The organism is Sphingomonas sp. PP-CE-1G-424 (assembly GCF_004341085.1).
GTDB lineage: Bacteria > Pseudomonadota > Alphaproteobacteria > Sphingomonadales > Sphingomonadaceae > Sphingomonas.
Window position 1 is genome coordinate 87907 of sequence record NZ_SLXW01000008.1, and the last position, 11333, is coordinate 99239.

Here is an 11333-nt window from a genome sequence, read left to right on the forward strand (position 1 = left end):
GGCCGAGCGCGACACCCACCAGGATCCAGAAAATCACTGGCCCGGTGCCTTTCCGGCTTCGAAGCTGCTGCGCAGCTCGAGGAGCCGATCGGCGGCGTGACGCTCCCAATCTTCGCCGTGCTCGAGCGCTAGCGAAATGAGGAAGTGTAGCGCTGCCGCGCGCTCATCTTCGTACCGCACCGGGATTTCGAAGCCGACTTCTCGAAGCGCCATCGAGATCGGGTGCAAGCGGAAGTGAGGCGAGCCGAGAACGTCCGTGAGCGCTGGCGTCATGTCCTTGGGATAGTCGGCCATCAGATCATCCCCAGCGCTTGGAGATAGACCTCGAGGATTGCTTCCTCCTCCTGGTACTCTTCCTTCTTCTTCTTACGGATCGACAGGATTTTGCGGATTGCCTTCGGGTCGTATCCACGCCCCTTGGCCTCCGCCATCACGTCCGCGATGTCGTCGGCAATGCCCTTCTTCTCTTCCTCGAGGCGTTCGGCGCGCTCGATCAGAAGGCGCAGTTCGTCTGCGGCGACAGCGCCACCGCCCATGCCGTGCTGGCGTTCTTCAGCCATGTCAGAATCCGATCGTTGCGAGGAGCGCGGCCGCGGCGGCTGCGGGGTTGATCGCGAACATGATCGCGGATCCGACGAACGCGCCGGCACACGCCAGCATGCCAATGTGCTTTGCCGTCAGGCGATCGGGATCACTCGGCACGTAGGGCGCGCAGACGTCGCAGTCGCAATCGTATCGATGGATATCGACGAGGCGCAGGTGGGGTGCGCGCAGACGGTATGCGCGCTCGATCTTCGCTGGACGGCTCATGACCTGTTCTCCGGACGGGAAAGGATGGCGACGCGGAGCTTCTCGAGGCTCCACGCCAACGGAATGAAGGCGATGGCGATGACGGCGGTGAGTGCGCGGCTGGTCGCGCCGCATACGATCAGAGCGAATGCCAAGCCGCCGATGGCAGCGAGGATCGCGTGGACGGTGCGGAGGCCATTCATGCCGCCTGCGCCGCGGTTGCGATCGACGTGTCGCCGGCGCTGTGCTTTGCGGCTTCAGCGACAGCTATCCAGTGCGCCAAGACGCGCAGGTCGACGCCGAGGACATCGTTCAGCACCAGGGCGGTGCGATCCGAAATTGCTACGGCATCGGCCTCGATGTCGATCAACCACGCCGCGCGCCGTTGGGCGCAGACACCTGGATCGGTCTCCAGCTGCAGCGCGACCTGCTCGACCGTCAGGCCAAGTTCCTCGCGCCGAAGGCGGATGCACGTTCCGGGACTCACCGGCGCATCGTCGCCGGCCGCCACGTCGACGCGATCGATCGCGTCGAGGAGCTGACGCATAGCCAAGGGCAGGTTGCGATCGCTCGGTTCGCTAAGCGCCTGCATCGCCGGTACCAGTTCGCGCAGCTTGGCGGACAGGTTCGAGAGGGCTTGGCTTCGTGGGCCTGGGTTCAGCGTCATGCCGGCACCAGGTTGTCGTTGTCGGCGCCGATCGGCGCCTGCGCGGCAACGTCGATCAGGTCGATCGCGTCACACAGGAATCGGGCAGCGTTGACCAGGCGCACGTCGCGCGGTCCGCTCAGCGATACGATCGCGTCGTACTGCACATTAAGGGAATGGGAGATGTCGGTGAGGGCTTGGCGTGGTTCGGGCATAGCGAATGATCCAGGCAGCAGTTTACCGCCCCGCCGATCGTGTGATCGGCGGGCGGCGGTGGTTGCGATGATGTCGGCAGGGAGGCGGCGTCAGCCGTCGGGCGGGTCGATCGGGCCTTCGCGCGCGTGACGAATGCGCTTCTTCAAGCTGGCGGATAGCGGCGCGATGGCGCTGTCCGCGTGCTCTAGTTCACGCAGGGCGGTTTCCATCGTTTGGACGGTAGCGCCCGGATGCATAGCCTCGACGACAAGAGGCGTGGCCTCGCAAGATTCCTTCAGCCATGACTGAGCCAGCTGACCGTAAGCATGCTCCTCGGCAAATCGTTCTGCGGCGCTAGACTCGATCATGAGCCCGATCGTTTCGGACAGCGGATACCCAGCATGGCCTGCCGCACGCCATTCGAGATCGAGCGCGAGTAGGTCGCGTACCGTCAACTGTCCTGGCTTGGCCGGATCAGACATGTTGTGAAGATAGCCTGCGTCGCGGCCGGTTGCGGTCGCAGCGCGGTCCTTGAGCGTGCCCAGGACAACCTTCAGCGTGTTTTCGATCGTGACCGGATCGCGCAGCTTGGTCATGCCTGCCACTTTCCGAAAAGTGGCGCCGATCGGCAAAGACGACCGGCGCCCGAGGTGTCATGCGGTTTGGGTGGCAGCAGACTGGGGGCACACACACCGAGGTCGGGAGACCCGGTGAGCGCGTTCCGACCGGTCTGCCAGCGGCCGAAAGGGTGGAATGGTGACGTCGACGACATACAGGGGAGGAAATGCCGTCGACGCTCGCCGCCAACGTGGCGGCCGAGAGAAACTAATAGCTGCGGGACCGGCATCAGCGCACCGGCCGCAGGTTGGCGGGAACAGTTTGGTGAGAGACGTCGCCGGCCAATCGGTAAATGTCTGGGCGAAGCTGTTCTTTCGAGACACCGGTTGCCGCTTCAACGGCAAGCACGCTCTCCGCCCAAAGTGGCTTGTTATCGCGCAGGAGGCCATAGACCGACGTCTGGCTTTTCCCGACCAATCGCGCGAACGCGGACTGCGAGCCGACCTTGCGAACGGCTTCAGCTAACGGCGTACCAAGATTGGCTTCGATCCCCATGACGATCAGCTATTGGTATTTGCATAGATCGGTCAAGCGAAACTTGCGGATAGCTACCTATTGGCGTTCCGATAGGACTACGGAATGAATGTGGGCGACCGAATTAGGCAGCGGCTGACCGATCTAGGCATGAGCCAATCGGAACTAGCGCGGCGAGTCGGCATCAACCAAAGCACCGTCGCAGCGCTTTTGACCGGGCGATCGCGTTCGTCAGGCCACTTGCATTCGATTGCCCGATCGCTTGCGACGACCACTGCCTTTCTGGTTGGTGAAACTGACGACCCGGATGAAAACGCGCCTCCTCCCCCGCCCAAGCCAGTTGTCCATCACGTAATGATGGCAGTTGCGCTGCCTAGCGAGGCCGCGCTGGCACGAATGTTCTTGGGGCTACTGAAGGCTTCGAAGAACGCCGCGTCGATGGACGAGCAAGCTCAGCTTCTCGCGAAGCGTCTACCCAACGCGCTGTCGCAGCTGCGAGATATGCTTCCCGACACGGCCCCGATGGTTTCACCTCTAACAGAACGTCCTGCAGCTCTTGCCACGCCTGGTCGCGAACACCGGCGATGACAGCACACATTATCTCGCAGGGAATACAGCCCTCGCTGCACCCCGGCGTACTTCGAAAAATCGGCTCAATCATAAGTATTCAAGCTCCCATGCCGGCTAAAGCGAAGGGCAATCGGATAAGCGTTATAACAAATGGGTGTGCATGGCTGGGCTACTTCGTTCGCGTCGGGGTGTTAGCTATTGCGGCCTCAATCGTCCCGGCGGTTGCACAGACGCAGGCTCAGCAGGACCGGATCGACCGCGTCTCTCGTTTCGCTGTCACGTCGTCGATCTGCGGGCGGCTTGGCATGACGGTTGATCCGCGGCTCGGCGACAAAGTAGAGGAGGCGTTCAATGCCGAAGCGTCGTCCTGGTCGCTCGGTCGTGACACGTTCGAGCGTCTTAAGCAGGCCTCGATCGACCGGGCAGTTAAGTCGTCTGCGATTGATCTCGAGACGGCTTCGGCGAACGCAAAAACCGAAGCAGAGCTGAGGAGGTTGCGGACCATGTTCGTCGCCTATGGCCGCATGTGCGTAGAAGCGACGACCGACCCGATCTTCTCTCGGCTCATTACTGCGCCCGCCGGGTTCGATCCGCAGACGGCTGCAACCGCATTCGCCGACAGCATGCTGGAGGGCGGCGGCCTCGCCAGCTGGCAGACACCAGCAATTCGGGCACGTGGCGACATGATGATGTCGGCCGGCACCTGCCGGAAGCGCATCGGGAAGGACCGTTCGGATGCGCTGGCAGCGAGGTTCGGTCGATCGGAAGAAGCACGAACACGCGAATACTATCTGAAGTCGTTCGATATTGGACTCAACGACACGGAAATGAACTTCACCCTAGCGCAGTGCAACCGGCTGATCTCGCGCAACCGCCTCGAGATCGAAAAGGTGGGAACGAAATGATTGAGGCCATGACCAGGACAGCATCTTGACCGTTCCGATATCGCTGAAGTCCGATTTCGACAGCACGCGCGGCATGTTGAAGCGGACGACGCCGTTTGATGCGGATCAGCTCGTCGGCAACGCCATAGTTTTCCTAGACTCTATCCGGCAATACATCGTGCCAGCAGATAGCTTCGATCGTGCATTTGATGCCGTCGCTGTCCATGCTCGCGACTTCCGAACCGTGATGGCTCGAGAGGGCTTTCCGTCGCGACGAGACCAGGCGTCTGTCGAGCAGGCTCGGCAGCTTGTGCTGCTCGCCCTCGATCGTCTCGATGATGCGCTGACCGAAGCGAAGCCGAACGATATGGCTAGGGCAATGGGGATGGACTGGTGACGAGGCAGACCGAAACCGCCGCGCTGACGGAGCGAGGACAGGGGCTCATGCTGGCATATCTTGATCGAGAAGCCAGGAACGTCGGGTCGTGACCGACAACCAGTCAACGCCCCCCGATTCCGAAGGGGCCACCGATGAAATCGGCTATGTGAAGTTCAGCTCGGGGGATCTGCTGTTCATGCTGACCCGTTTGGCCGTCATTACTGGCAACGTCATCACCGCTGTTTCTGTAATGGCAGGGGGCGACACGACGAACGCCGCTCGCCTCGCGTCTGAAGCCGGAGCAAAGCTCGACGGTATGCTCGAGGAAATTGCGAACAAGCTTCGTGAAGCGTTGGCCGACCATGATAGTTGAGGAGCGTCTGCGGCTCCAGCTTGAGGAGGTCTCTCGTCAGCGTGCTGAGCATCGTGAGGACGTCGAGAGGTTGCGCGGTGGCAGCGGCGGTGGCACATCAGGCGGCGTGACCGACGATTGGAAGGAAGGCGTCAACGGGCAGCTCAAGCAGCTTCACGAAGACGTGCGTCGATTGACTGGGTGGATCATCGCAGGAGCGATCGCGCCGTTCGTCGCGATTATCGGTCTCTACGCGTTCACCAGTCTCAAGTCAGATAACGTCGCCAACAGGATCGTCGGTGTCGAAACTCGCATGACGACCCTGCAAGTCGAGCAGGCGAAGCAGGGCGGGAAACTTGATATTTTGCTCGAACGGGTGGAGCGACCGGCGAAGCGATAGCGACAGGGCAGGTTATCTCCACTGCCCTTCGAACGCGAACCGATCGGCCGCAACCTCCAACGCAGCGAGCCGATCGCGACGATGTTGCTCCCGCCGGGCGCGATCTATGACGGCCTGGCTGAGCCGCTCTTACCCAGGATGCGGCCGGCGCTGTTTCTTGGCGAGCGACCGCATCGCGTGGAAATAGCCTGCAACCTGATTCTCCCATTCGCTCGCCACGCGACTCCAAGTGGCGAGCCGACGTCGTGGAGGACAGCGAAAAAAAAACAGGGGTATCGGCGGGGTACATGGCCCCAAGGGCATGTCGAAAACGCCGCAATCCCGCGGCTTTCGGAAGGCTGCGGCGGAGGGGATATCCGCCGCATGAACACCTATTCGGCAAGAACCAAGCGCGCTCGTTCGTCGTGTTGCTTTTCGCCGAGCGCCGCAAAGACTGCCGCTTGATCTAAATGGCTGCGCCGCTCGCCAGCGGTTTTGGCGCGCGCCGCGACAGTCAGCTCAATCTCGGTAAGCAGTTCGTAGTTGATATGGTGGGGCAAAGTGGGCTCCATCGTTCGCGTCGAATTGGTGTTGCCGTAGCCACGATCAGATTGCCGAAAAGACGAGGGTCCGAGATGATTTTTTGCATCGATCATGGATGTATCGCGTTCGCGACGCCCTGCGGGTATCGCCGGGGTAAATCGCCCGTCTAGCACGTCGACAACGGCGCATTTTCGCGGTGTGCGGAAGCCTGCGGCGGAGGGTGCGTCCGCCGCGGAGCGGCCGGAATAGGGAGGAAAGCGGACGTTCAGCGCCAGACTGCGCGCCCTTTACCGTAGCCGGGAAACTTGCCCTCGAACTTGTCCATGAAATCCGCCGCAACCGCATGGCTGGAACAGCATCAGTTCTGTCTCTTGCAGGTACGGCGGCATACTCGCTTTGTCTGTCTTTTTATGGAGTCGCAGACCAGCTGTTGAGAGGACGCTTCGCCTCTGGCACCGTTAGCTAGGGAAGGGGCACATATGATTGATCGACTAGTACTGAAATTCGGCGCGGGGTCGGGAGAGCCACCTTTGGAATTAGCCCCAACGGCCATTACCGTGTTCGTGGGTCCTAATAATTCAGGAAAAAGTAAGGCGATTGCCGAGATTGCTGCGCAGTGCACAAACGGCACTTCTAATCATTCCGACGTCATTCTTGATAAGATAAACTTTTCTAATGAATATAGTGATGTAGACGAATTTATAAAAGGCATAACATTGCCCAGTCCAACTGGGGAGCCAACGGACCCTAATTACATATATGTCAGGACGCGTGGCGGTGGGGCTCAAAATGTTCCTCTCGAGATAGTTAAGCACGCTTTATCAAATCCTAATGAGGCCGACGCACGGGCATATTTCGCTGAATATTATATGGGCGGTCAAACCTTAGTATTAAACGGTCGTAATCGCATTGATCTTGTCAACGATCAGGCAGGGGGTGACCTTCAGCAGAGGCCGATAACGAGTTTTCAGACTCTATTCCGGAATGATGATCTTAGGAAAGAATATAGCGATGTTGTTTACGCGAGTCTCAATGCTCATGCTGTAATCGATCCTACAAATCTTGGTAAGCTAAGACTCAGGCTTTCGCCGACCGCGTCGTCGCCGGCATTGGAGCGGGGCCTCGGAAACGATTCAGTCGCATTCCACTCATTAGCCCTCCCGATTGAGCGGGCCAGCGACGGGACAAAGGCCTTCACCGGTATACTGGCAGAGATATTCGCCGGAGACCCGCGGATCCTGCTGATGGACGAACCGGAAGCGTTTTTGCATCCTTCCTTGGCGTTCAATCTGGGGCGAGAAATTGCACAATCGCTAGCAGCAACTGCTAAGCGAATGTTTGTCTCAACGCACAGTCCTCAATTTTTGATGGGGTGCATCCAGTCAGGCGTTCCACTAAATGTCGTGAGATTGACGTATAAGGACCGCGTTCCGACAGCCAGGCTGCTGCCTAGTAGTGATATCGCTAAGCTTATGAGAAATCCCTTGCTGAGGTCTACTGGTGTAATCTCAGCACTGTTTTTTGAAAGTGTTGTAGTCACCGAAGCAGACCCCGATCGGGCTTTCTATCAGGAAGTAAACGAGCGTTTGTTAAGACTTGGTAGAGGAATACCAAATTGCATATTTTTGAACGCTCAAAATAAACAGACAATACCAACTATAATCTCACCGCTAAGGCAGTTAGGTATACCCGCGGCTGCTATATATGACGTTGACTTTGTGAAAGACGGAGGGGGGGTGGCTACCCGTTTTATGGATGCTGCCGGAATCCCTATTCTAGCTCAAAATGGTCTTACTTCTATACGTGCCGCCTTAGCGATTGCGTTACTCCGGGCAGATGGTGGGTATAAAATAAATGGTGGTATCGCGGTTTTGCCCAGCGACGAACGCGGTGCAGCGGTAGACTATTTTGATCAGTTGGACGCCTACGGTGCTTTTGTCGTCCGCGGGGGGGAGTTAGAGTCATGGTTGAAATATCTCGGTATTTCGGGCCATGGGCCTAGCTGGCTGATTGGAATGTTTGAACGCATGGGAGAAGATCCTTTGTCCGTCGACTTTATTAGTCCTGACGATAGCGACGTTTGGTCGTTTATCGATTCGGTTGCGGCCTGGCTGCGTAATCCGGACCGGAAGGGCATACCAGTGTAGCCAAGTTAGTGATGCTTTCGCCTGCAACATTCTGTGCGTCAGTGGCACATCCGGGTATTGGCTCATAGTCGTGACAATACCCGGATTTGGCGCGTCGACTACGCGCTAGGTCCTAGCCGAAACTTGAAATTTTCTCTATGTTCCTAGCGGGGATCCGGGGGAACGATGGGCGTATATTCAGAGGTGTTACCGGCGCGAGCGAGCCGAAAGCAGCAGGCGCTCGATTTCATATCCGACTATATCCTCGAGCACGGTCGCAGTCCCGCAATGCGTGAGATCGCACTGGCGCTGGACGTTAGCGACACCCGGGCGAAGGCGTTGGTGAAGAAGCTGGCGTTCGAGAAGATGATCGAACGCGCGGCCGGCGCGCAACGCGCGATCACCGTGCCCGGGTTGCTCGAGCGGCAGCTGCTCGATCGGATGCGCCAGATGGGCGTCGTCTTGAACGAGGACTTCGCTGGCGCCGATCGCGTGCTGCCGTTACCACAAGGTCATCTCCCGCTCGTCGCGATCCTCGAGCATATCCCTGACGTCGACGCCGGGGATCCTCATGCCATACCTACCTACTGACGAAGCGCCTTCGCTTGCTGAAGCGCTCGAACGCGAGCGGCAGCGCGTCGCGCACCTGGTGCTCGGCGAACCGCGTCCGAAACCCAAGGGTGCGAACCGGCTTAAGAAGGGCAAGGCGCCGGCGATCGTCACGCTCGAGCCCGGCATAGAGGAGCGCGTGCTGCTGCGTGAGCGCTGGTCGCACAAGACGAACGGCACGGCCGAGACGCACGAGCACGCCGCGGTACAGGCGCGACGGGAGGGTGCGCTCGCCCGCCTCGTCGCGACCGGCGCGATCGACGCGCACCAGCTCGCCGCGGCCGATCAGATCGCGGAAGCGTACCATTCCATCACGGCCGAAGTTGCGGTGCGCACTGCGAACTTGGAACCGCGCAGCTCCGGTGGCGGTCCGCACAGCGCTTCGCACGCGCCAATCGCTGCCGTGATTCGGGAGCGCGCATACGCACGTTGGCGCGACGCAGTTGCTCCGCATGCCCTCATGCTGCTCGCGATCATTGTCGACGACATGGCGTTGACGACGGCCGCGCGGGACTGGCGGCTTTCCAACCGACGGGCGCGATCGATCCTGGTCTCGGCGCTGGACAGCTGGAAGCGCTGCTAGGGGTGACCTTTGGGGAACTTCCCACAAGGACACCTGCCCAAACGGTCACGTAACTCGCAAATCGACCCCGCCACAGTTGCATCTGCTCGGCTTCGCTCACCCCCCTCGAGCACGCCGGCCCGCAGGGAGATCTGCAATGCGTCATGATCGATCAGGAACGGATGCACGGCCTGCCCAGCCGAACTCGAATTTGGCCGATCAGCTCGAACGCATCACACCGCGGTTCGATGAGCTGACCCAACGAGCGCGGCTGGGCATTGATTCCACCGACGACTACAACGAGCTCGAGGAACTGGCGCAGGGAATCGCTCGCGACGTCGTCGCGCCGTTCCGTGGCACCGCCGGACGCGCTGCCCGTCCACCCCTCTATCTCAGTGCCGACGGCACCAAGGCAGGCTGGTAATGGCTATCCCGCGCGAGGCTATTCGGCGTGCCGTCGACGCCGGACATCCGGACACCGCGCTGATCGGCGTGCCGGTCAGCTTGATGCGCGAGATCCTGAGGTTCCTACCAGTGGAGACGATCGTCGCGATCACCGCGCCGACCGCGCCGCAGTGCACGCCGGCATGACCACCAAGCCGCACCCCGCCGCGATCGATGTCGCCGGCACCCCGTACCTTCGGGACGCCAAGGGCAGCCTGGTTCCGCTCGCCGCGGTCAAGCCGGTCGACCTGCTCATGGACGAGACGGTGCGCGCTATCCTTGCCGACGCGCGCGAACTGTCCGCCCTCGTCGCCGCGTTCAAGGTCCGGACGTTCGAGCGCGTCGGTGCCTTCCAGGCGCTGCTGGCGCAGGAGTACGGCACGACGGTCGGCGGGAAAAAGGGCAACATCACTCTGCTCACCTTCGACGGGCGCGAGCGGGCTCAGGTGCAGGTCGCCGACCTCCTCGAGTTCGGTCCGGAGCTGCAGGCCGCCAAGGTGCTGATCGACGAATGCCTGATGGGCTGGGCAGGCGGCACGCCGGTCGAGCTGCAGGCTGTGGTCAACGGCGTCTTCCAGGTCGACAAGGAAGGCCAGATCAACCGGGCCGAGCTGTTCCGCCTGCTCCGGCTGGACATCACCGACGTCCGCTGGCTGCGCGCCATGGAGGCGATCAAGGACTCGATCCGCGTCATCGGTTCGCGCACCTACGTCCGCTTCTACGACCGCCCCGCGCACGACGCGCCGTGGCATCCGGTCACCATCGATCTAGCGTCCGCCTGAGCGCCGTGGGTAAGCTCAAGGCGATCGGCAGCACGCTGACCAGGCTGAAGCCGACCATGGGCTCCCTTGCCCCCGTCGAGCGCAGCGCCGACGCCGATCGCCGCCTCTTCAAGCCCTGGCACAAGTGGTACAAGTCGGCGCGCTGGCGTGCCCTGCGCGTGCTGGTGTTCACTCGGGACCTCTACACCTGCCAGTGGCCCGGCTGCGGCTTCACGACGGCCGACACGTCGCGCCTGGTCGCCGACCATTGCGAACCGCACCGCGGCGACGAGCGCCTCTTCTGGCTGTTCGCCAACCTGCAGACGCTCTGCAAGCCGTGCCATGACAAGCACAAGCAGCGTGCCGAGCGGGCTGCCTTCCTAGCCTGACTCCGCGGGGCAGGGGGTGGGTCGACCCCTGGCCGGGGCCGACCCCCTGGACCCCTATGGCTCCCACGCGGAGATTATTTCCTCCTGGGTGTCCCCGGGTGCGTACTTTCGTGGCGGAGTGCTGATCGATGGCAGTCCGCAAAACATCTGAAGAGTGGTCGCGCATTGAGCACGAATACTTGTCGGGTGACGATTCGATCAGGGAAATAGCTGATCGGCACGAGATTTCCGAAGCGGCTATTCGCAAACGCGCGAAGCTGAAGGGCTGGGAACGGCCGGTTCGCACGCGCCAACCGGTGCGCACTTTGCTTCCCGCGCCGCGTATCGCGATCGCGGATCCCGTTGAGGTCCGCGAGCCGATCGACGCCGGCAAGATCGCCGAGAACGCCCGCCAGCTGGTCGCGCGCATGCTCGACGAGCTGGACGCGATCACGAGCTTCCAGGGCGAACTCGAGGAGTCGATCGAGATCGTCACCGCCAACGACGAGAACGACGCTCGGCGCGACGCGATGATGAAAGCGGTGTCGCTGCCGGCGCGATCGCAGATCGTGAAGAACCTCGCTGCGTCGCTGAAGGTCATCAACGAGACGGCCGCGCCGACGAAGGGCAAGAA

22 protein-coding genes are annotated in these 11333 nt (G+C 60.9%); 13 read left to right on the forward strand and 9 right to left on the reverse strand.

Translation table 11 applies throughout. The annotated features are described in order from the left end of the window. Nucleotides 1-33: 33 nt before the first annotated feature. From C8J43_RS18910 to C8J43_RS18945, 8 genes are all read right to left on the reverse strand, one after another. Nucleotides 34-294 (reverse strand): hypothetical protein, encoded by a 261-nt coding sequence (locus tag C8J43_RS18910; protein WP_133032173.1) that lies wholly within the window; start codon nt 292-294, stop codon nt 34-36. After that, on the reverse strand, nt 294-560 hold the full coding sequence (locus C8J43_RS18915) for a DUF2312 domain-containing protein (protein ID WP_133032174.1): 267 nt from the start codon (nt 558-560) through the stop codon (nt 294-296). The genes C8J43_RS18910 and C8J43_RS18915 overlap by 1 nt, the downstream gene beginning before the upstream one ends. 1 nt (nt 561) lies before the next feature. Next, nucleotides 562-810, reverse strand: coding sequence for a hypothetical protein (locus tag C8J43_RS18920; protein WP_133032175.1), 249 nt, complete (start codon nt 808-810; stop codon nt 562-564). Next, on the reverse strand, nt 807-992 hold the full coding sequence (locus C8J43_RS18925) for a hypothetical protein (RefSeq protein ID WP_133032176.1): 186 nt from the start codon (nt 990-992) through the stop codon (nt 807-809). Before C8J43_RS18925 ends, C8J43_RS18920 begins: the two co-directional genes overlap by 4 nt. Further along, a complete protein-coding gene (locus C8J43_RS18930; protein WP_133032177.1) occupies nt 989-1456 on the reverse strand; it encodes a helix-turn-helix transcriptional regulator in 468 nt (155 codons plus the stop codon). The genes C8J43_RS18925 and C8J43_RS18930 overlap by 4 nt, the downstream gene beginning before the upstream one ends. Next, entirely contained in the window at nt 1453-1650 is a 198-nt protein-coding gene (locus C8J43_RS18935; protein WP_133032178.1) for a hypothetical protein, read from the reverse strand. The genes C8J43_RS18930 and C8J43_RS18935 overlap by 4 nt, the downstream gene beginning before the upstream one ends. 90 nt (nt 1651-1740) lie before the next feature. Continuing rightward, nucleotides 1741-2226, reverse strand: coding sequence for a hypothetical protein (locus C8J43_RS18940; RefSeq protein ID WP_133032179.1), 486 nt, complete (start codon nt 2224-2226; stop codon nt 1741-1743). A gap of 250 nt (nt 2227-2476) precedes the next feature. Beyond that, nucleotides 2477-2743, reverse strand: a complete 267-nt coding sequence (locus tag C8J43_RS18945; RefSeq protein ID WP_133032180.1) for a YdaS family helix-turn-helix protein — start codon at nt 2741-2743, stop codon at nt 2477-2479. Nucleotides 2744-2827: 84 nt separating this feature from the next. Between C8J43_RS18945 and C8J43_RS18950 the strand changes: the two genes are divergently transcribed. The 5 genes from C8J43_RS18950 to C8J43_RS18970 all read left to right on the forward strand — a co-directional run bounded on the left by C8J43_RS18950 (nt 2828) and on the right by C8J43_RS18970 (nt 5307). Further along, on the forward strand, nt 2828-3310 hold the full coding sequence (locus tag C8J43_RS18950; protein ID WP_133032181.1) for a helix-turn-helix transcriptional regulator: 483 nt from the start codon (nt 2828-2830) through the stop codon (nt 3308-3310). After that, a complete protein-coding gene (locus tag C8J43_RS18955; RefSeq protein WP_133032182.1) occupies nt 3307-4197 on the forward strand; it encodes a hypothetical protein in 891 nt (296 codons plus the stop codon). The genes C8J43_RS18950 and C8J43_RS18955 overlap by 4 nt, the downstream gene beginning before the upstream one ends. Nucleotides 4198-4222: 25 nt before the next feature. Further along, complete coding sequence (locus C8J43_RS18960) at nt 4223-4573, forward strand: hypothetical protein (protein WP_133032183.1); 351 nt, start codon at nt 4223-4225, stop codon at nt 4571-4573. An 88-nt stretch (nt 4574-4661) separates the two neighbouring features. Then, complete coding sequence (locus tag C8J43_RS18965) at nt 4662-4928, forward strand: hypothetical protein (protein ID WP_133032184.1); 267 nt, start codon at nt 4662-4664, stop codon at nt 4926-4928. Next, nucleotides 4900-5307: a hypothetical protein gene (locus C8J43_RS18970; protein ID WP_133032185.1), complete on the forward strand. Its 408-nt coding sequence runs from the start codon at nt 4900-4902 to the stop codon at nt 5305-5307. Before C8J43_RS18965 ends, C8J43_RS18970 begins: the two co-directional genes overlap by 29 nt. A gap of 371 nt (nt 5308-5678) precedes the next feature. Here C8J43_RS18970 and C8J43_RS18975 read toward each other — a convergent pair whose 3' ends face one another. Next, nucleotides 5679-5942, reverse strand: coding sequence for a hypothetical protein (locus C8J43_RS18975; protein WP_133032186.1), 264 nt, complete (start codon nt 5940-5942; stop codon nt 5679-5681). A gap of 366 nt (nt 5943-6308) precedes the next feature. Here C8J43_RS18975 and C8J43_RS18980 point away from each other — a divergent pair, with 366 nt between their 5' ends. From C8J43_RS18980 to C8J43_RS19010, 8 genes are all read left to right on the forward strand, one after another. Then, nucleotides 6309-7976: an AAA family ATPase gene (locus C8J43_RS18980; RefSeq protein ID WP_133032187.1), complete on the forward strand. Its 1668-nt coding sequence runs from the start codon at nt 6309-6311 to the stop codon at nt 7974-7976. Between the two features lie 165 nt (nt 7977-8141). Further along, on the forward strand, nt 8142-8546 hold the full coding sequence (locus C8J43_RS18985) for a hypothetical protein (RefSeq protein ID WP_133032188.1): 405 nt from the start codon (nt 8142-8144) through the stop codon (nt 8544-8546). After that, entirely contained in the window at nt 8527-9147 is a 621-nt protein-coding gene (locus C8J43_RS18990; RefSeq protein WP_133032189.1) for a hypothetical protein, read from the forward strand. The genes C8J43_RS18985 and C8J43_RS18990 overlap by 20 nt, the downstream gene beginning before the upstream one ends. A 190-nt stretch (nt 9148-9337) precedes the next feature. Beyond that, entirely contained in the window at nt 9338-9550 is a 213-nt protein-coding gene (locus C8J43_RS18995) for a hypothetical protein (RefSeq protein WP_133032190.1), read from the forward strand. Then, a complete protein-coding gene (locus C8J43_RS22025) occupies nt 9550-9717 on the forward strand; it encodes a hypothetical protein (RefSeq protein WP_165899688.1) in 168 nt (55 codons plus the stop codon). Before C8J43_RS18995 ends, C8J43_RS22025 begins: the two co-directional genes overlap by 1 nt. Next, the gene (locus C8J43_RS19000) at nt 9702-10352 is read left to right on the forward strand and encodes a DUF3164 family protein (protein WP_243645679.1); all 651 of its coding nucleotides are present in this window, start codon (nt 9702-9704) and stop codon (nt 10350-10352) included. Before C8J43_RS22025 ends, C8J43_RS19000 begins: the two co-directional genes overlap by 16 nt. Before the next feature lie 5 nt (nt 10353-10357). Then, a complete protein-coding gene (locus tag C8J43_RS19005; protein WP_236698729.1) occupies nt 10358-10720 on the forward strand; it encodes an HNH endonuclease in 363 nt (120 codons plus the stop codon). Nucleotides 10721-10848: 128 nt separating this feature from the next. Continuing rightward, nucleotides 10849-11333, forward strand: a 485-nt coding sequence (locus tag C8J43_RS19010) for a hypothetical protein (RefSeq protein WP_133032191.1), incomplete at its 3' end; no start/stop codon positions are given.

Bases quoted from the DNA above. Each gene is read 5' to 3' on its own strand.
- C8J43_RS18910 (WP_133032173.1), bottom strand. From the start codon at position 294: ATGGCCGACTATCCCAAGGACATGACGCCAGCGCTCACGGACGTTCTC.
- C8J43_RS18915 (WP_133032174.1), bottom strand. From the start codon at position 560: ATGGCTGAAGAACGCCAGCACGGCATGGGCGGTGGCGCTGTCGCCGCA.
- C8J43_RS18920 (WP_133032175.1), bottom strand. From the start codon at position 810: ATGAGCCGTCCAGCGAAGATCGAGCGCGCATACCGTCTGCGCGCACCC.
- C8J43_RS18925 (WP_133032176.1), bottom strand. From the start codon at position 992: ATGAATGGCCTCCGCACCGTCCACGCGATCCTCGCTGCCATCGGCGGC.
- C8J43_RS18930 (WP_133032177.1), bottom strand. From the start codon at position 1,456: ATGACGCTGAACCCAGGCCCACGAAGCCAAGCCCTCTCGAACCTGTCC.
- C8J43_RS18935 (WP_133032178.1), bottom strand. From the start codon at position 1,650: ATGCCCGAACCACGCCAAGCCCTCACCGACATCTCCCATTCCCTTAAT.
- C8J43_RS18940 (WP_133032179.1), bottom strand. From the start codon at position 2,226: ATGACCAAGCTGCGCGATCCGGTCACGATCGAAAACACGCTGAAGGTT.
- C8J43_RS18945 (WP_133032180.1), bottom strand. From the start codon at position 2,743: ATGGGGATCGAAGCCAATCTTGGTACGCCGTTAGCTGAAGCCGTTCGC.
- C8J43_RS18950 (WP_133032181.1), top strand. From the start codon at position 2,828: ATGAATGTGGGCGACCGAATTAGGCAGCGGCTGACCGATCTAGGCATG.
- C8J43_RS18955 (WP_133032182.1), top strand. From the start codon at position 3,307: ATGACAGCACACATTATCTCGCAGGGAATACAGCCCTCGCTGCACCCC.
- C8J43_RS18975 (WP_133032186.1), bottom strand. From the start codon at position 5,942: ATGATCGATGCAAAAAATCATCTCGGACCCTCGTCTTTTCGGCAATCT.
- C8J43_RS18980 (WP_133032187.1), top strand. From the start codon at position 6,309: ATGATTGATCGACTAGTACTGAAATTCGGCGCGGGGTCGGGAGAGCCA.
- C8J43_RS18985 (WP_133032188.1), top strand. From the start codon at position 8,142: ATGGGCGTATATTCAGAGGTGTTACCGGCGCGAGCGAGCCGAAAGCAG.
- C8J43_RS18990 (WP_133032189.1), top strand. From the start codon at position 8,527: ATGCCATACCTACCTACTGACGAAGCGCCTTCGCTTGCTGAAGCGCTC.
- C8J43_RS22025 (WP_165899688.1), top strand. From the start codon at position 9,550: ATGGCTATCCCGCGCGAGGCTATTCGGCGTGCCGTCGACGCCGGACAT.